Origin of the sequence: Nocardioides sp. LHD-245, from assembly GCF_030929495.1 — a bacterium.
Classification (GTDB): domain Bacteria; phylum Actinomycetota; class Actinomycetes; order Propionibacteriales; family Nocardioidaceae; genus Nocardioides.
Map to the genome: position 1 here is coordinate 1 of NZ_JAVFWN010000027.1, position 18,107 is coordinate 18,107.

General features: G+C 69.5%; 16 protein-coding genes. All 16 read right to left on the reverse strand.

Features of this window, described 5'->3' with window-relative positions:
* Positions 1 to 147: 147 nt before the first annotated feature.
* The 16 genes from RB608_RS27555 to RB608_RS27630 all read right to left on the reverse strand — a co-directional run bounded on the left by RB608_RS27555 (position 148) and on the right by RB608_RS27630 (position 17,934).
* Positions 148 to 2,031, reverse strand: coding sequence for a hypothetical protein (locus RB608_RS27555; RefSeq protein WP_308091305.1), 1,884 nt, complete (start codon positions 2,029 to 2,031; stop codon positions 148 to 150).
* A gap of 124 nt (positions 2,032 to 2,155) precedes the next feature.
* Positions 2,156 to 2,941: a hypothetical protein gene (locus RB608_RS27560; RefSeq protein ID WP_308091306.1), complete on the reverse strand. Its 786-nt coding sequence runs from the start codon at positions 2,939 to 2,941 to the stop codon at positions 2,156 to 2,158.
* Between the two features lie 111 nt (positions 2,942 to 3,052).
* On the reverse strand, positions 3,053 to 4,375 hold the full coding sequence (locus tag RB608_RS27565) for a hypothetical protein (protein WP_308091307.1): 1,323 nt from the start codon (positions 4,373 to 4,375) through the stop codon (positions 3,053 to 3,055).
* A 149-nt stretch (positions 4,376 to 4,524) separates the two neighbouring features.
* Complete coding sequence (locus RB608_RS27570; RefSeq protein WP_308091308.1) at positions 4,525 to 5,211, reverse strand: hypothetical protein; 687 nt, start codon at positions 5,209 to 5,211, stop codon at positions 4,525 to 4,527.
* 161 nt (positions 5,212 to 5,372) lie between these two features.
* Positions 5,373 to 6,647 (reverse strand): hypothetical protein, encoded by a 1,275-nt coding sequence (locus RB608_RS27575; RefSeq protein ID WP_308091309.1) that lies wholly within the window; start codon positions 6,645 to 6,647, stop codon positions 5,373 to 5,375.
* Between the two features lie 228 nt (positions 6,648 to 6,875).
* A complete protein-coding gene (locus tag RB608_RS27580) occupies positions 6,876 to 7,673 on the reverse strand; it encodes a hypothetical protein (protein ID WP_308091310.1) in 798 nt (265 codons plus the stop codon).
* 284 nt (positions 7,674 to 7,957) lie between these two features.
* The gene (locus RB608_RS27585) at positions 7,958 to 9,001 is read right to left on the reverse strand and encodes an MCE family protein (protein ID WP_308091311.1); all 1,044 of its coding nucleotides are present in this window, start codon (positions 8,999 to 9,001) and stop codon (positions 7,958 to 7,960) included.
* Positions 8,998 to 10,116, reverse strand: a complete 1,119-nt coding sequence (locus tag RB608_RS27590) for an MCE family protein (RefSeq protein WP_308091312.1) — start codon at positions 10,114 to 10,116, stop codon at positions 8,998 to 9,000. Before RB608_RS27590 ends, RB608_RS27585 begins: the two co-directional genes overlap by 4 nt.
* A gap of 1 nt (position 10,117) precedes the next feature.
* The gene (locus tag RB608_RS27595; RefSeq protein ID WP_308091313.1) at positions 10,118 to 11,332 is read right to left on the reverse strand and encodes an MCE family protein; all 1,215 of its coding nucleotides are present in this window, start codon (positions 11,330 to 11,332) and stop codon (positions 10,118 to 10,120) included.
* Positions 11,329 to 12,396 carry an MCE family protein gene (locus tag RB608_RS27600; protein WP_308091314.1) on the reverse strand — a complete coding sequence of 356 codons (1,068 nt, stop codon included), beginning with the start codon at positions 12,394 to 12,396 and terminating at the stop codon, positions 11,329 to 11,331. Before RB608_RS27600 ends, RB608_RS27595 begins: the two co-directional genes overlap by 4 nt.
* Positions 12,393 to 13,481 carry an MCE family protein gene (locus tag RB608_RS27605; protein ID WP_308091315.1) on the reverse strand — a complete coding sequence of 363 codons (1,089 nt, stop codon included), beginning with the start codon at positions 13,479 to 13,481 and terminating at the stop codon, positions 12,393 to 12,395. Before RB608_RS27605 ends, RB608_RS27600 begins: the two co-directional genes overlap by 4 nt.
* Positions 13,478 to 14,650, reverse strand: coding sequence for an MCE family protein (locus RB608_RS27610; protein WP_308091316.1), 1,173 nt, complete (start codon positions 14,648 to 14,650; stop codon positions 13,478 to 13,480). The genes RB608_RS27605 and RB608_RS27610 overlap by 4 nt, the downstream gene beginning before the upstream one ends.
* The gene (locus RB608_RS27615; protein WP_308091317.1) at positions 14,651 to 15,502 is read right to left on the reverse strand and encodes an ABC transporter permease; all 852 of its coding nucleotides are present in this window, start codon (positions 15,500 to 15,502) and stop codon (positions 14,651 to 14,653) included. It abuts the gene before it with no gap.
* Positions 15,503 to 15,507: 5 nt separating this feature from the next.
* Positions 15,508 to 16,251, reverse strand: coding sequence for an ABC transporter permease (locus tag RB608_RS27620; RefSeq protein ID WP_282400141.1), 744 nt, complete (start codon positions 16,249 to 16,251; stop codon positions 15,508 to 15,510).
* A gap of 50 nt (positions 16,252 to 16,301) precedes the next feature.
* The gene (locus RB608_RS27625) at positions 16,302 to 16,961 is read right to left on the reverse strand and encodes a hypothetical protein (RefSeq protein ID WP_308091318.1); all 660 of its coding nucleotides are present in this window, start codon (positions 16,959 to 16,961) and stop codon (positions 16,302 to 16,304) included.
* Between the two features lie 73 nt (positions 16,962 to 17,034).
* On the reverse strand, positions 17,035 to 17,934 hold the full coding sequence (locus RB608_RS27630) for an ATP-binding cassette domain-containing protein (protein ID WP_308091319.1): 900 nt from the start codon (positions 17,932 to 17,934) through the stop codon (positions 17,035 to 17,037).
* Positions 17,935 to 18,107: the final 173 nt, after the last annotated feature.

Consider the following 18,107-nt stretch of genomic DNA (forward strand, 5'->3'; position numbering starts at 1 on the left):
GGCGCCGGTCGCGCGATCGGGGCCGGCGGACTGAGCCGCCGCTGGGGTGCAGACAGGGCGTGACCGACGCGCCGGCTCGGATGCGGCGCGGGGACCGTAGGTCCCCGCGCCGCCGAGCCGCCGCCCGATCAGGCTAGGCAGCCTCGATCAGCTGCACTTAGCCGTGACATTGGCGCTGGCCGTGGTCGACGCGGATGCGGCCGCCTTCTGCGCCTTCTTGGCCTTCTTCAGCTTCTTCTTCAACTTCTTGATCTTGGCCGCGGGCTTCTTCGCCTTCTTCGCCTTCTTCAGCTTGGCCTTGGCCTTGGTCACCTTGGCCTGCGCCCCGCCCAGAGCAGCCTGCGCTGCCCCGGCCGCAGCCTGAGCCGCCAGACATTCTGGCGTCGGACCGACCTTCGGAACGGTCACGGGACCGACGCCTGCCGATGTGGACGGCACCGTCTCGGCGCCACGGACCGCTGTCGTCCGGAACGTGATGGTCTTGCCCTCGTGCGCACTGCTCAACGCGAGCGTGGTGCCATTCGCGCCGACGATCACCTCACCATTGGCCAGCCATTGGTTGCCGAGCGTCACGCCGTCGGTTGCGTTGAAGGTGGCCGGCGTGCCGGTCAGCGTGCTCCCGACCAGGGGCGTGCCCGCGATCGTCGGGGCATTGGCGACCTCGAGATCGGGGAGAGCGACCGGGCCGACCGCCTCGGAGACCGACGGAACGCTCTCAGCGCCACGAACGGCCGTGGTGCGGAACGTGATCGTCTCCCCCAGGTGATCGCCGGTCAGCACCAGCTCCGTGCCGGTGGTGACTACCGCGTCGTCCGCCAGCCACTCGTTGGTGAGCGTCACGCCCTCCGACACCGTGAACGTAGCCGGTGTGCCCGTCAGCGTGTCTCCCACCTTGGGGTTGGCGATATCGCCCGACGACGCGATCGTCGGGGCATCCTCGACCGCGAGGTCGGCATCGGCGACGATCAGCTGGAAGGAGCTGTACCCCCCGGTGAGCGAGGCGATCTCCTTGCCGGACAGATCCAGACTGTCCGCCTGGCTCCGGTACTGCGCGACCCTCGACGCTTGTGAGCCGGCACTCGTACCGTAGACGTGGAGTTGGTTCCCCTCGGTGCGCACCATGTAGACCGGGGTGGACATACCGAACGGGCTGGAAAGGACGGTGGCCTCGACGGGCTTGTCCTCCAGAGCGGCGGTGGGGGCGAGGTAATCCTCGTTCGCGCGGGTCCCGCCCTGGCTCATGGCGTACACCTTGCCGGCCGCGGTGACCCCGACCGCGAGGCTCTTGCTCGACTGGATGTCGATCAGCGGGTCAGCTGGACCAGTCGGCCGCCCGGCCATCTCCGGGAACGCGGGAACCGTCACCGTCCCCTGGTCGGTTCCGTCGCTGTTCCAGATCAGCGCGCCGCCGTTCGCCAGCCGCAGCACCAGGGCGCCCCCTCCGCCGTCAAGCGCAGCGATCTGCTCGACCGGCTCCGGCAGGTCGAGCACGCGATAGTCATAGGCACCGAGGACATAGGTGACGACGCCCACCCTGCCGTCCGCGAGCAGCACGCCAAGGACCCCGCCGGTGACCGCGATCTGCTCGGCCGTGGCCGGCGCCCCGGCACCGCCGAGCAGCTCCGGACTGGTCAGACCGGCCACGGCATCCACGGCGAGGGCGTCAGCGTCCGCCCCCCACAGGTGCGGAAGGCCGTCCTCGGTCACCACCGCGACCATGCCGGAGTCGGGGGCAGTCGCCCCGTGCGCGCCGAGCGCGACGATCCGCTCACCGGCCACCTCCACGGGGATGTCCATGGCTGCGTTGCCGTCGGTCACGACCCGCTCCAGCGTGCCATCGCCGGCACGAACCGCGAAGACGTTGGTATCGAGTCCGTCACTGACAGCGGTATAGGGCACGGTGCCCACGGCCGGCGTGGCGTCCCGGTTGACCTGCACCACGCTCCCGCCCAGCTCCACCGGCTCCATCGCCATCGCCGACGGTGACGTCACGGCCAAGGCTCCGGCCACCAGGCCGACCACCCCCACCACGGCTGTTGATATCCGCACTCGCACTGTGAATCACTTCCTCACCTCGGGTAGAGACTTGCTGTCCCCAGTTTCGTAACAGCGTGTTACACGCACCCTCACATAGGACTCCGGGCAGCACCACCTCTCACGGCTGGTAGATCGAGACGGTGGTGGGCCAGTTGACCTGGTATCCCATGGCCGGCAACTCGGCGATCGCGTTCAGTCGCTTCGGCAGCTGCCCGGGGCAGAACTTGTCGTTGTTGCTCACCGACCCGGCAGCGACCGTGCCCGTGATGGTGGTCGTCCCTTGAAAGGGCGGGGTCAAGAGCGGACCGGTGACGGTGGCCTGCACCTCTCCGGTGAACGGAACCCGGCACTGCAGACCGAAGATCCCGGCGGAGCCGTTGATCTTCAGGCGGAGATCCATCGTCAGACCGTCGTCGGAGTCGTCGCAGGCGATGTCGCTGGACATCGGCTCGGCGATCACCTCGGTGGGCACATTCCCCATCGGGGGCATGCCGTCGATGACGAGACCGGCCTCGAGACCGTTGGTAACCACGCCCTCCTTGGGGATGATCAGTCGGCCTTGAACGCCGGTGCAGCCGCCGGACTGCGCCGCGACCAATCGCACGATGCCGCAGACGGAGACGTCGATCCCGGTGACCTTCAGCGGTCCGTCACCCTGCACCGTCCCCCCGGTGACCCGGGCGACGAAGCCGTACTCCGTCGGAGGCGGGTTGGAAGTCGGCTTGCAGGCCGCCGGCAGCGGCACGGCGGCCTGGGCGACGGCAGTCGTCCTCAACGGTGCCACCGTGACCGAAGGCGCCGCGGAACCGGGCAGCATGGTCAGGACCACGCCGGCTGCGGCCAGTAGCGGCGCGTGCCGCCAGATGCGCCGTGGCCTCCCGACGTGTCGGTCCAATTCGGTCATGCTCTGTTTCCTCTCCCTGTGTCACTGCTTGGCCGCCCGCCGACGTCCCCCTGCGGGCCCGGGGGCCTCGGCGTTGAGCCGAGACCCCCGGGGGTCAGGCGTTCGCCGACCTCAGTTGATCAACGAGATGTCGTCGAACTGTGCCCAGGTATCGCCGTGCGGCCACAGGCCTCCGAAGACCTCCACACCGGTGTGGCTGCCGCTGTTGAAGGTCACGGTCAGCTGGGTATAGCCGGTGTGCTTGCCGAACTTCTGCTCGGCAATCACGGTGCCGTCGAGCGTGCGCACTCCGAAGTAGCCGTCGGTGTTGTTCGCCGAGGTACGCACCCACCCGGCCAGGGTGTAGTTGGTGTTCGGGGCAAGCAGCGTCCTCTGGTGGAGGTCGTTCCACTTGTTGTTGCTGTTGCGCACCCAGCCGTTGTCGGGCCCGGTACGGGCGTTGCCGAGACCGTGGTCGACCCCGCACTGACCGGTGCACTCCCACGGCCCCATCCCGGGGTCGGTGAAGCCACCGTCGGAGACCCGCTCGCTCGGGCGTCCCGGCCGCGGGGGATTGACCACCGGCAGGCCCATCGCGGTCCGCACCTTGTTGGCACTCACCGACCAGATGGTGGTGTCCATCGTGGTCGAGTTGTGCCCCGGCCCGGCGTTGGCCTGACCGTCGGCGATGTCGATGACCCCGTTCAGCGCCCCGGTGAGGCCGCAGCCGCTGGCTTTCGGCAGGCCCCAGGCGTTGTCGACCACGGTCTGCCCGCTGAGTCGGATCACCCCGGTGCCCTGGTAGTTGTAGTCGAAGGTGCCCGGGACACCCGTGATCGGCTGGTTGGGCGGCGGCGGGTTGGTGGTGCCGGCGGTGAGGTTCAGCTTGATCGGCGAGGAGTCGGACCCGATGGTGCACCTATCGCCCAGCATGGTGAGCACGTTGGTGAACGGGTTGGAGATCCTGGCCTTGAGGTTGAGGTTCATCACCGGCTCGTTGGTCATCAGGTTGTCCAGGTTGAGCTGCGGCAACCCGACGATCTCCGGGGTGATGTATGCCTCCAAGGGCCAGAACTCGAAGCCGGGGATGCCGAGGATCCCGCCTGGCAACTCGATGGGCGGAGCCTGTAGAGGGCTGACCCCGTTGGCCGGCGGGACCGAGATCACGGTCTGCTTGACCGAGTCGGCGATGCCGCCGAACTGCAGGACCATCGGGTCGGTGGTGGTCGCCTCGTCGAACTTGCCGGCCTTGATCCCGACGCTGCTGGTCTCCATGACGTAGCACGCGGTGACGGCGTTGTTCTGCACCGGACAGTTGGCGAACTTCTGCAGTGCCGGCGGCAGCGGATCGGCCTGCGCGGGGGCGGCGCCGAGGCCGGCGCTCAGCCCGCCGATCGCGACAGCCACGGAGGCCAGGCCCACAGCGGGGCGTCGCAGACGGAGTTTGCGGAACATGTCAGAATCTCCTTCGTTGAGGTGTGGTGCGTTGACTCACCGCGGGGTCCAGCCCACGGAGCTGTGAGGACACTCTCGACCGGCCGGTCGCCGTCGTCTCGGTGGCCGGCCTTCGGCTCGTCCGACAGCGAGTGTCCGGAACACGCGGATCACGGCGCCCAGACCATGGTCGGAGTAGCGCCATCCGGGCCAGACAGCGTCACGCTGGCCTCCTGGATCGTGACCCAGTCGAGGATGTCCGAGCAGTTCGCCGGGCTGGCGGTGGTGTTGAGGTCGTAGACCGGCTGCGAGCCGTCGTCTTCGAGCACACCAATGCTCGGGTCGTAGGTCCAGGGCACCTCTAGGTCGGTGGCGTATGCCGGCCACTGAACGGTGCACGGCTGACCAGGGATATCAGAGGGATACGTGCGGAGGGTCTGGGTCACCGTGCCATCGCCGCTGCTTCCGCTCGGGACGGTGATCCTGCCCGACAGCGTCCCGGCGTGCGGCGTGCCGACGACCGTGTGCGCAGCGGGCAGGCCGATCTCCAACTCCCACGGCGAGCCCGGCGGGAACGAGAGGTCGACCGGACTGCCGTCCCACGAGTTGGTGCAGCCAGCCAGGGCCGCCGTCGGCGGGCTCAGCAGGATCGTGATCGAGGTGCTGGGCGCACCGCCCGGCGGGGTGCTCGGCACCGGATAGCTGAAACCGGTGGTGGGCACGCCGACGCAGTCAAAGGTCATCGGAGCGCCCTGCCATTGGTAGGTGATCTGCAGGTTCACGTCGACGCTGCCGATCACATCGCCCGGCGCCGCATAGTGCGGGTTGCTCGGCGTGCTGTCGGTGTAGCCGAGCACCCATTTCGTCCCTGCCGCCTGCGCAGGCGCGAACCACCCGCCGGTGACAGCCAGGGCGAACGCCGCCAGGGTCGCCCCGACTGCCCGTCGCCGCGCTCGTGGACCTTGGCTCGAAAACCTCATCCGGCTGATCTCCTTCTGCCCATGGCGGGCGGTGTGCCTCACGAGAACCCGAAGCCGGTCGGCAAGCCCCGGGGCATCCCGATGTCGGCGATGGTGATGTCGACGCTGGTCTGGACCGAGCCCGCCGGGATGTCGTACAGCGGAGCCTGGTACAGCATGTTCGTGAGAAGCTCCGGCTGCCCGCCCTTCATGACCGCCCCCGGCTGCACCCGGCCGTCGAGGTCCGTCGGCGCCACGAGTCCCTGAAGGAAGCTTCCGAAGCTGCCCGCACCCGGGCTGGCCGGACCACACACGCCGGTGCGTGGTGCGCCCGGCGCGGTCAGCGCCGGCATCGTCACGGTGCCATTGACCACCGTGGCGCTCCGTCCGGGCAGCGCCCCGGCGAGAGCGCGCGACGGCATCTGGTAACGCGGCGGCGGGATGCTGTTCATGTCGTGTGGGTCGTGGTAGTAGGCGTCATACTCCTGACGGCGACGCCACTGGCCCGGGTCACTCGGCAGTGCGCCCTCGATCGGCGCGAAGGTGGTCGGCAACGGCTCCGGAGTCGTGCCCAGGGTCAGTTCCACCGTGGTCGTGCAGTCGTTGTCCGATGGGTCGTTCGCGCGATTCTGCATGGCATGTACCTCGACCTTCATCGAGGCTGAGAACTCCAACGCACCGCTCGGAGTGAGCCCGGTGATCCCGGCTTGCGGCGTCCCTACCGGCTTCAGCTCAGTCCAGGCGTAGACGCCGGTGTTCTGGGGAGCGTCGGTGGCGGCCGCGACCTTCTTGCCGGTGAAGGTGCCGGGCGCCTGCGCGTTGAAACCCGAGGTCCAGGAGACGCCTGACCCCGAGCAGAGGATGACCCCGTCCTCGGGGATCTCGACGCGCAACGCGGGCAGGCTGACCCAGCCACGCACCCACCCGGTCACCCCATAGATGCTGACGCCGAACGGGAGCTGGCCCGCCTGCAGAGCCAGCGGCGAGTAGCCGGCCAGCACCCGGCCGTCGGTGAGCGCCATCGTGAACGGCGCGCGATAGCCGTGACCGCTGCCGGCGTTGCTCGCCGCCAACGGAGCCGGCTTGGGGCAGTTGACGCCGCCGGTGCGCAGGTAGTCGGCCCGGTCGGCGGAGCCGCTGAACAGGTCGGACCAGGGCTTGCCGTAGAGCGCCGGCAGCTCGAAGGGCGCGTTCGGGTCGGTCGAGTCCGCTGCGGCCGGTGCCGCGGGGAAGCCGACCAGCGCTAGAGCGCCGGCCAGGCCGGCCGCGGTCCCCCAGAGCCACTGGCGCCCGACCTGTCGCCGGCCGCGACGCACGGTGTGTTCGATCGTCATGAGTGGTGCTCTCCTCACCGTTCGCCCGCCTGAACCCCGCACGCCAGGTGCGCTCGAGGCGGTGGACGCTGTGCCAGAATCATCGAAGGGTGAACGCGGGCCCTCTTGGCACGTGTGCCCCGAGGGCCTGCGCTCGGATTCCCCAGACCGGTTGCCGGCCGCCGCTTTTCCCGGCGGCCGACAACCGACTCTCACGGGCCCCGCCGAGGCGGTCCCAGGAGCCTGGGACTACTGCCAGACCGCGGTCGGGATCGCGCCCGCCGGGCCGGACAGCTCCACGCTCGCCGCCTGCAGCGTCGCCCAGTCGAGGACGTCCGAGCAGTTCGCCGGGCTGGTGCTGTTGTTGATATCGAGGACCGGCTGCGACCCGTCGTCCTCCGCGATCCCGGTGGTCGGGTCGTAGGTCCCGGGCACCTCCATGTCGGTGCCGAACGCCGGTCCCTGGATGGTGCAGGGCTGGCCAGGAACGTCGCTGGGCAGGGTCGTGGCGACCGCGGTCACCGTGCCGTTGCCGCTCCCGCCGCTCGGGACGGTGATCTTGCCCGACAGCGTCCCGGTGTGCGGGGTGCCGATGACCGTGTGCGCTGCGGGCAGACCGATCTCCAGCTCCCACTGCGAGCCCGACGCGAACGAGACGTTCACCGGACCATTGTCGACGCTGTTGGTGCAGCCGGTCAGCGTCGTGGTCGGCGTGTTCAGCATGATGGTGATCGAGGTGTTGGGCGCGCCGCTCGGCGGTGTCGCGGGCACCGTGTAGCTGAAGCCGGTGGTGGCCACATTGACGCAGTCGATCGTCGCCGGGCTGCCCTGGTACTGGCCGGTGAACTGGAGGTTCAGGTTGGTGCTGCCGATGACGTCACCCATGGTGGCGTAGTGCGGGGTGCCCGGAGTGCTGTCCGTGTAGCCCAGCACCCACTTGGTGCCGGCGGCCTCGGCGGGCGAGGTCAACGAACCCACCAGCACGAGGGCGGCCGCAGCTCCGCCGATGGCCGTGGCCGTCTTCATGGTCTTCAAGTTCTTCCGCATTGAAAACTCTCCTTACCAATCCTTGTGATGGAACTGGTCGCCTGTCGACCAGCTGTCTCGTCACGAGAGGGATCTCTTGACGCACCCATTGCAACACCGTGTTACACGCATTGAAAAGCCCTTGGTGGAACCCTTTTTAGATTTTTCTTATCTGCTGGATCTATTTTTGGCCGCGCCCCACTAAATCACGATCCATACCGAGAATTGGGCCGCAATAGCACTCGATCACCCCCATGATTCGATATCAATTTATGGATAGAGCTCCGCCATATCGCTCCTCGTCCTCAGTCCGGGCCGCGCTGGAGCAGGCGCGGACCCTTCGCACAGGCCTTGGGTACGGCGGTGCCGGAGGTCGATGGCACCGCCAGGGAACGGGTGCTGCACAGCGGCTGCCCGAGGTTCAGGGTCAGGTCGCCGTGGAAGACGCCGTCGCGGGCGACCTTGCTCAGGTCGTTGCTGACGCCGGGGAGGAGGTCGAAGAGCACCTGGATGGCGTCGGTGTTGCGGCTCAGGGCCGTGCCGATGGCGCCGGTGCCCTTCAGCAGCTCCTGGAACGGGCCGGTCTGAGTGCGGACCAGCTCCTCGATGTTGTCAGCGGCCTCGCCGCCGTCGACGAGCAGCTGCTCGAAGTCGGCGTCGTTGTCGGCGAACTGCTGGGCCAGGGTGTCGAAGGCGCTGACGATCTGAGCCAGCTGGGCCTGGGTGGCGTTGCCGGTGCGCAGCACGGTGAGTCCGTCCACGATGAGTTGCCGGGTGCCGGGTGCGGCCGCGGTCACGGCGTTGATCAGCCGCTGCCCGCCGACCACCAGGGTGCGCAGCTCGGGAGCGAGGCCGCTGAAGGCGTCGGCCATCAGCGTCTGCACGACCTCCAGGTCGGCCGGGTCCAGGGAGCGCAGCAGCGCTGCGCTGCTGGCAAGTGCCTCGCTGACGGTGGTCGGGACCGTGCCCGTCGCGATGGTGCTGCCCTCGCGCAGCCGGGGCTCGGCCGCGCCGGTCGGGACCAGGTCCACATAGCTCTCCCCCAACGCTGAGAGCATGCGGACCCGGGCCTCGACCTGCTGTGGGATCGGCTGGTCGTCGGTGAGGTTCAGCCGTAGTTGCACCCCGGTGGGGCTCACCGCGATCGAGGAGACCTTCCCGACCCCCACACCCCGGTAGCTCACGTCGCTGTCCTCGAACAGCCCGGCGGCGCGAGGCACCTCCACGGCGACGGTGTAGTCGTCGTCGACCGGCGACCAGCCGATGATCTGCACGCCGATGTAGTAGAGACCGATCAGCATCCCGAACACGATCCCGGCCAGCCGCGGGACCAGTGACGTGCGGCTCATGGCTGCCTCCCCTCGTCGAGACGCCCTGACTCCAGCGGACCCAGCGGTGTCATCAGCGACGTCGCCGGCGGACGGCCCGGCAGCCGGCCCGAGACGGTGCCGCTCGCGGTGGAGGGCGCCGAGCTGAAGTCGAGCTGAGCGGCGACCGACGTCCGTGCGTACCCGTAGGCGGTGACGTCGGGCACCTGGTCGGCCAGCGTGCGGATGTTCTTGATCATCGGGGTGATCAGCTCACGGGAGTCGACGATCTGCTGGACGACGGGGACCAGCCGCTTCAGTGCGCGGACGGTCTGCTTCCCGCTGCGGGCGATGATCTGGTTGCCCGCGACGGCGAACTCGTCGAGCCCCTTGAGGAGCGTGGTGAAGTCCTCGTTGAGGTCGGCGAGTACGCCGATCGCCGGGGAGATCGCCTCGATCCCGTCGACCAGGACGTCGCTGTTGTCGTCGAGCTGCTTCGAGAGCCGCGCGACCTCGTCCAGCGCCCGATCGATCGGACCCAGGCCACCGGCGAGCAGCTCCGCCGACTCCGCCATCCGGCCGAGCAGCTCCTTGATCTTCGCCTCGTTGCCGGAGAAGACGGCGTTGAGCTCCCGGGAGATCGAGTGCAGGTCACCGACGCCGCCTCCGGTCAGCACGGTCGCGAACGCGCCCAGGGTGTCCTCCACGGTCGGCGCCGCAGCGGTGTCCTCGGCGTCGAGCTTGTCGCCGTCGCGCAGGAGCGCTCCTCCTCCCCCGCCGTCTGTCGGGCGGTGGATCTCGACGAACTGGTCGCCCAGCGGGTTGTCGAAGCGGACCTCGACGGTCGTCCCGGTCGGGATCTCCACCTCGGAGAGGAAGCGCAGCTCGACCTCGGCGCGGTAGCCGTCGACCTTCATCGCGCCGACCTCGCCGACCACGCGAGCGCCGTCGCGGACCTCGGCGTTGGCCGGGAGGTTGAGGACGTCGTCGAAGGACGCCGTGACGCTGTAGGTCTCCGCGCTGAGGCCGCCGGGCTTCGGCATGTCCTGCAGGCTGAGCGAGCAGCCGGACAGTGCGATCGCGGTGACGGCGATCAGCGCCGGTGCCCGCAGGGCGGGACGGCCGCGCAGGACCGTCGTCAGGTCAGTCCGTCGCATCTCAGCCTCCCAGTCCCGCGAGCGCCTGCCGGGTCCACGCCCCGGCATCGGGGGTGCCCTTCGGCTTGCTCAGCTCGTCGAGCCAGCGATCGGCGCCGCAGGCGACGTCGAGGACCGTGCGGTCGGCCGGGGCGGCGAGCGCCGCCGCCATCAACCGGAGCAGGCCGTCGCCACAGATCTCCGAGCGCACGCCCGCTCCCGCGACCGGGTCGAACCGAGCCCGGATCGCCTTGCCCTGCGGGGTGTCGACGACGGTGTTGCCGGCGTTGGAGACGGCGAGGGGCAGGTTCCGCATCAGCCGGGTCAGCGCCTTCTGCTGCTTGCCCACCTCACCGGCGACACCGGAGAGGCTGGTGATCGTCCCGGCCAACTGGTCCTTGTTCTCCTTCACGAAGGTGTTGAGCTCGGCTAGCAGGTCCTGCAGGTTCGTCAGCACCGCGGTCACCTGGGGCGCGTCGCCCGCCAGCGTCCCGCTCACCGACGCGAGGTTCTCGGCCAGGTTGCGGTACGTCGAGCTGACGCCCGCGGCGGCCGTGCTCAGCTCACCGAGGTCGGTCAGGCCCTCGGTGAGCGCGTCGCTGTCCGATGCCGTGGCGTCGAGGGTGGTGCCCAGGTTGTCGACCAGCTCGTGGATCGTCGAGCCCTGACCGCCCATGCTCTCGGCCACCGCGGCCAGCACGCGGGAGAGCGAGCCGTCGGCGTTGGCCCCCTCGGGCCCCATGGTGCGCGAGAACTCCTCCAGGTTGTCGATGATCTGGTCCACCGACTGCGGGACCACGGTCCGGTCCAGTCCGAGCCGGTCGCCATCGTCGAGGTGCGGACCGGAACCGCTGTAGGCAGGGGCCAGCTCGATGAAGCGGTCGTTGACGGCGTTGGGCGCCATCAGGAAGGCGCTGACGTCGGTCGGCAGCTGGTGATCGCCGCTGACCTCCAGCTCCACCTCGACGCCCTTCGACCCGGGATCGACCCGGGTCACCCGGCCCACCGGGACGCCCAGGATCTTGACGGCATTGCCTTCGTAGACGCCCGGGGCCTCAGCGAAGGTCGCCGTCACGCGGTAGTCGTCCGGCCCCGAGGTCTGGCGCCAGACCAGCACGGCGGCCAGGAGCAGGACGAGCGCCCCGGCCACGAGGAGGAGCGCCCTCCCGCGCGGCAGCCCCGACAGCGCCGGCAGCTTCGGCAGCCTGGCCGGCCTCGGCAGTCGTCGGCGGCTCATGGACGGCACCCCACTCTCGGGTCGTTGGGCGCTGGGTAGGCGCCGGCGGCGGCGCATTGCTGGATGACGGCGTCGGGGATCAGCCCGTTGGGGGCCACGATGTCGACGAACCGTCCGGTGCCGGTGACCCGCGCGATATTCCTGCTCAGCTGCTCCATCGCGGGGATCGCCTTGCCGAGGCTCTCGTTCTCGGTGGCCAGCGCCCGGGAGATCTGCTCCAGGTTGCGCAGCATCGGGCCGAGCTTGTCGCGGTTGACCTCGAGGATGCCGGCGATCTGCTTGCTGAGGTCGGCAGTGCCCCGCACCAGCCGGGTGATCGCGTCGCGACGCTCGTTGAGCACCGCCGCCAGCGCGTCACCCTGGGAGACCAGGTTGACGATCACGTCGCTGCGGTCGTTGATGATCGCGATCAGCTCGCTGCCCGACGACACCAGCTCGGAGATCTTGTCGGCGTCCGCAGCGAGATTGCCCGCGAAGTCGTTGAGGCCGGTGAGTGCCTTGGCCACGGCGTCGGACGAGGACGCCGACAGCGTCTCGGTCAGCACGTCCATGGCCTGCTGCAGCTGCGGGATGTCGGTCTGGTCGAGCTGTCCCGAGACCCGGCCCAGCTCGTTGACCAGGGTCCGGCTGGCGAAGGTGCGCTCGACCGGGATCGGCTTGCTCAGCTCGCCCGATCCCGCCGGCTCGAGCTCCACGAACTGCGCCCCGAGCGGGTTGAGCACCTTGACCCGGGCGGCGGTGTCATCGCCGAGGTCGACGTCACTGTTGACCTCGAAGTCGATCCGGACCCGGTCGTCCTCCAGGACGATGCCGGTCACCTTGCCGACCCGGACGCCTCGGACCTGCACGGTCTCTCCCCCGGTCAGGCCGGAGGCGCTGGTGAAGTAGGCGGAGTAGTCGTCCTTGCTGGTGAGGAACGGCAGCCGGGTCAGGTTCAGCCCGAGGAGGACCAGCACCAGCAGCACCGCCGCCGCGATCGCGGCCACCTTGAGCGGGTCCCGGTCCGAGACCCGCCAGTCGTCGAGGTCGAAGTCGCGCACCTTCTTCAGGATCGACGGGGTCATCGGCACACCTTTCCGGCCCGGGCGGGATCGCCGACCTGGCCCGAGGGCAGCTCGAGGCCGACCGGATCCTGGGGAGCCGGCAGGCCGGGGACGAGGGACAGGTTGAGCCGACCCGTCGCCCGGAGGTCGAGGTTGCAGAGGTAGACCTTCACGAACGAGCCCGAGTCCATGATCCGGTTGAGGTTGTCGACCAAGTCCGGGATGTCCCGCATCAGGTCGACGATCGCGCCGGAGCTCTTGGTCAGCACCGCGGAGGCCTCGGCGACGCCGTCGATGCCCTTGTTGATCGCGTCGGTCGACTCGCGGGTCAGTGCTGACGCGTCCTCCCCGAACCGGGCCAGGCCGTCGATGGTCGAGGCGAGCACCGCGCGCTGGTCGCTCAGGGTCCCGACCACGGAGCCGAAGTCGTCGATCATGCTGCCGAGCGCCTCCCCCTGCCCGTTGACGCTTGTGAGCAGGTCGGCGAGGCTCGTGATCACCGTGGAGATCACCTCCTTGCGTCCCGCGAGGTGCGTGGTGATCGTGCCGACCTGCTCGACCAGGTTGGCCACCGTGCCGGACTCGCCCTGGAAGATGGCGACGATCGAGGCGGTCAGCTGGTTGACCTGCTCGGGGTCCAGCGCGTCGAAGAGCGGCTGGAAGCCGTCGAAGACCGCGGTGAGATCGACCGCCGGCAGGCTCTGCGACTCCGGGAGGGTGCCGCCCGGACGCAGCCGCTGCGCGGGCGCGCCCTCCGGCGGCACCAGGGCGAGATAGCGGCTGCCGATCAGGTTCGCGTAGCGGACCGCGGTGCGGGTGTTGGTGTGCAGCGCATGACCGCCGCTGACCACGAAGGAGACCTCGACGTCCTTGCCGCGCAGCTCGACGCCGGTCACCTTGCCGACCTCGAGGCCGGCGACGGTGACGTCGTCCCCCGACCGCAGGCCGGCGGCGTTGGCGAGCCGCGCATGGTACTCCTCGCCGTTGCGCTGGCCCAGGTCGAGCACCGACATCACCACGAAGACGGTGAGGAGCACCGAGACCGCGACGAACACGGCCACCGAGGCCAGCAGCCGCCCGGCACGGACGGGCCGGGTGCTGGTCATGGGGTGCTCCCGTCGGTCGAGCCGCCGGAACGACGGCTGAACGAGCAGAGCGGCTCCGGGCAGCTCTGATAGGTCGATGGGTTGGCGAAGCCGGGACGGACCGCCTCGTTGAGCAGCCGGGCGAGCTGATCGGCGTCGCCACCGGCGGTCATGGCCAGCACCAGGTCGGCGGGGTTGCGCACCGAGAGCGCGGCCATCCGGATGTCGGGCATCCCGTCGGCCAGCGCAGGCGCCCAGGTGGAGGCCCAGCTGTCGATGCCTTTGAGCATCTTGGTGATGACGTCGGGGCCCTGCGAGAGCGCTGCGAGCAGCGCGACCGCGCCGTCCACGGAGTCGGCGTAGGCGTCCATCGTGCTGCGCAGCAGCGCTGCGGACGTGGTGGACAGCTTGGCGCCGTTGCTCACCAGGGAGCGGAACGAGTCGGCGTTCTCACGCACGGTCGTCGCGGTGGTCGACGCGTTCTCGATCAGCGAGAGGAACTCGGGAGTGATCTCGTTGAGGCCACCCGCGAAGGTGGCCAGCTCGCCGAGGTTCTCGACCAGCGTCGGCCACAGCGGCAGCATGATGCCGAGGTAGTCGTTGGTGGCCACCAGGGTCTTGCCGAGTTCCGCGCCCTGTCCCTGCAGCGCCGTGGCCAGGCCGGACAGGCCGGCGTTCAGGCGGGCGGGGCTGACCTCCTTGAGCACGTCGTTGAGGGCGACGAAGGTGCCCTGGAGCGAGGGGTTCCGTGAGGCGTCGTACGCCGGGACGACGGCGTCTTCGGGCAGGCCCTCCGGGCCGCCGTCGTCGGTGGCGAGCAGCTGGACGTACTGGTTGCCGAAGATGGAGATCGGCCCGACCGTCGCGACGACGTCGCGGGGCAGCTTGTCCAGCCACTTGCGGTCGATCCGGACCCGGACCTCGGGCATCTCCCCCGCCTCGTCGCCGGACCCGCTCCGGGCACCCTCGACGACGGTGCCGATGCGCACGTCGCGGTAGGTCACCGGGCTGTCGACGGCCACGACCGAGCTGGCAGGCGGGAGCTGGACCCGCAGCACCGGCGCGCCCGAGAACGCCCCGCCGAACTGGGCGAACACCAGCCCACCGACCGTCAGCACGACCACCGTGAAGAGGACGCCGAGCCGGGCCAGGACCCGGGGGTTGCGGTAGAGCGCATAGATGTCCGACATCTAGATCCGCACCCCCGTCGAGGTGCCCCAGAACAGCAGCGTCATCAGCATGTCGGCCACCGCGATGGTCACGATGCTGGCCCGGATCGCCCGGCCCGACGCGACCCCCACGCCCTCCGGGCCGCCCTCGGCGGTGAAGCCGTAGAAGCAGTGGATGAAGGTGATCATCAGGGCCAGGACCACGACTTTGAGCACGGACAGGAACACGTCCCCGGGATCGAGGAACAGGAAGAAGTAGTGGTCGTAGGTGCCGGTGCCCTGGCCGGCGATGAGCTGGACCGTGAGCTTCGAGGCGAAGTACGCGCCGGAGAGGGTGACCAGGTAGAGCGGCACCACGAAGATGCTGACCGCGATCAGCCGGGTGGTCACGAGGTACTCCATGCTGGAGACCGCCATCGTGTCCATGGCGTCGATCTCGCCGCTGATGCGCATCGCACCGAGCTGCGCGGTGAAGCGGCAGCCCATCTGGGCAGCGAGCCCGAAGGCAGTGATCAGCGGGGCCAGCTCGCGCGTGTTGCCGACCGCGGCGACCAGGCCCGAGAGCGGCGCCAGACCGACGATGCTGAGGCCCTCCATCCCCTCCAGACCGAGCTGGACGCCGATCACGGCGGACAGCAGCGCGGACACGAACACCGTGCTCGCCGCGACCGTGAGCAGGCCCTTGCCGAAGGCGATCTCGGCGAGCAGCCGCCACACCTCGTGGCGGTAGCGCCGCAGGGCCATCGGGATCGTGACGACGGCATGGATGCAGAAGAGCAGCATGGTGCCCTGGCGGCGCAGGTTGCCGGTGAACGCACGCACGAGCATCCCGCCCCAGCGTGGGCCGGTGCGCGGCAGCAAGGAGGTCGCCATCGCCCTCACCCCACTCTCGGTGGCGCGGCCAGCAGGAAGATCTGGCTCACGACGAGGTTGATGACGAACAGCAGGACGCCGGTGAGGACCACCGACCGGTTGACCGCGTCACCGACCCCCGCTGGTCCGTGCTGGGCGTTGAGGCCCTGGTACGACGCGACGAGCGCGGCCACCAGGCCGAACAGGGCTGCCTTGACGGTCGACTCGATCAGGTCGGCCGGCTGGGAGAACGCACTGAACGAGTGCAGGAAGCCGCCCGCCGTGCTGTTGAGCAGATAGACCGCCGAGAGGTACCCGCTGATGATGCCAACGAAGGCGACCACGCCGTTGAGCAGGACGCTCACCAGCATCGTGGCCAGGATCCGCGGCGCGACCAGGCGCTCCAGCGGGTCGACCGCCATCACCCGCATCGCCGCGATCTCGCTGCGGATCGCGCGGGAGCCCAGGTCGGCGCAGATCGCCGAGCCACCGGCCCCCGCGAGCACGATGCCGCTGATGATCGGCGCCGCCTGCCGCACCGTGCCGACCGAGTTGACGCCACCGACCAGGGACGCCGCGCCGACCTGGCTGGTCAGACCGCCGACGGTCAGCACCAGCACCAGCCCGAACGGGATCGCGATCAGGATCGTGGGGAGCAGTGCCACCGACGCGAGGAACCGGGTCTGGAGCAGGAACTCCCACCAGGAGAAGCGGCGGCGGACCAGCGCGCGCACGGTGACGGTGCACGAGTCCACGAACATGGCGACCATGCCGCCGAAGCTGCGTGCGCTCTCACCGAGCGCGGGGAGCGACCCATTCCTCACAGCAGGTCCACGCTGTCGAGGAGCCAGGTGTCGCCGTGGCGGACCAGGTGCAGGCGCAGGCGGCTCGCCTGGCTGGTGGCCTCCTCGCTCTGCTTGCTGCTCGCCGACTGGTCGGCGAACACCAGCACCGTGGCCAGGTCGCCGTCGACCTTCTGGACCGCGGCGTCGACGACGGTGCCGGTGGCGGAGGCCTCCAGCTGGGTGAATACCGGGGCGAGCGTCTTGTTGGTCTCGGCGAACTTCTGCTGGAAGGCGTCGGTGGTGCCCTGCTCCAGCAGCTGCTGCTGGGCCTCGAGGTCGCGGTAGTCGTAGGTCGTCAGGGCGACAGCCAGGTCCTGGGCCTGCTGGAGCACCTCAGCCCGGTCCGACTGCGCCGTCGCCAGGCGGTCGACCTCGGCGCGGCTGTCGTCGAGCCGGAACCAGAGGTAGCCGACGGCGGCGACGAGCAGCAGGACGAGCAGGACCACCGCCACCAGCGGGGTCCTCCGGCCGAACCGGGAGGCCGTCGGCGGCTCGACCGGTGGGTTCCCGTCGGCGCCGTCCGACGCCGTGCTCTCGGAGGCGGGCGCGGCCGAGGCGTCGGTCTCCTCGACCGCCTCCTCGGCAGCGGGCTTGCTGGTGACCAGCCGCTTCTTGGTGATGACGCTCGTAGACATGGCTCTCCCTTGGGGTCGACGGAACATCGAAGGACGCGCTGCGATCGGGGCAGCGCCGGTCGCAGTGCTGCGATCAGGCTGTGTAGAGCTCGTCGGCGAACTCGGCCTCGGCGTCGACCATCTCGTCCATGCCGATCGGGCCGCGGGCGCGGCCGGCGAAGAACTGCTCCACGATCGGTCGGTCGCTGGCCAGGACCTCGTCGGCGGGACCGAACGCGACCAGCTTGGAACGGAACAGCATGCCGATGTGGTCGGCCGTGCGGCGCACCGAGTCGATGTTGTGGGTGATCACGAAGAAGGTGCACCCGGTCACGGCCTGGACCGACTTCATCAGGTCGTCGAGGTGGGCGACCCGGACCGGGTCCAGCCCCGAGTCGGGCTCGTCGAAGAACACGATCTCCGGGTCCAGGGCCAGCGCCCGCGCCAGGCCGGCGCGCTTCTTCATGCCGCCCGAGACCTCGCCGGGCATCTTGGCGAGGTGCTTGACCAGGCCGACCATGTCAGCCTTGGTGTGCACGATCTCGCGGATCTGCTCCTCGGAGAGGTCGGTGTGCTCGCGCAGGGGGAAGGCGATGTTGTCGTAGAGGCTGATCGAGCCGAACAGCGCACCGTCCTGGAAGAGGACGCCGAACTTGCGGCGGACCCGCATCAGGTCGCGGTGGCGCATGCCGACGATCGGCTCGCCGTCGACGTAGATCTGGCCCTGCTCGGGCGGGTACATCCCGATGATCGTGTTGAGCAGGACGGACTTGCCGGTGCCCGAGGGGCCCAGCACGGACGTGATCTGCCCGCGGGTCACGTCGAAGCTGACGTCGTCGAGCACCTGCATGGGGCCGAACGACTTGCTGACGCCGCGGAGGGCGATGACGGCGTCGGGAGCGATCCCGGCGGCCGATGCCGTGTCGCCATCGGTGGTGGCGCCCGCGGCGGCCGCCGCGAGGTCGAGCTGGGTGAGTGGAATTCCGGTCGTCACTGAGGTGCCCTCCGGTGAGCGGGTTGCGCACGGCTCGCGTCGGGGCTCCTGCTTCCCCGGGCGGACCGTGCCTTCGCCGTTCGCTCTCCCTTTCGAACGGCGAGTGCAACTGCCAGTTGTAACAAGCTGTTACACGTCGCCCCCACCCCACACCAGCCAGGGCCGTGTGTCAA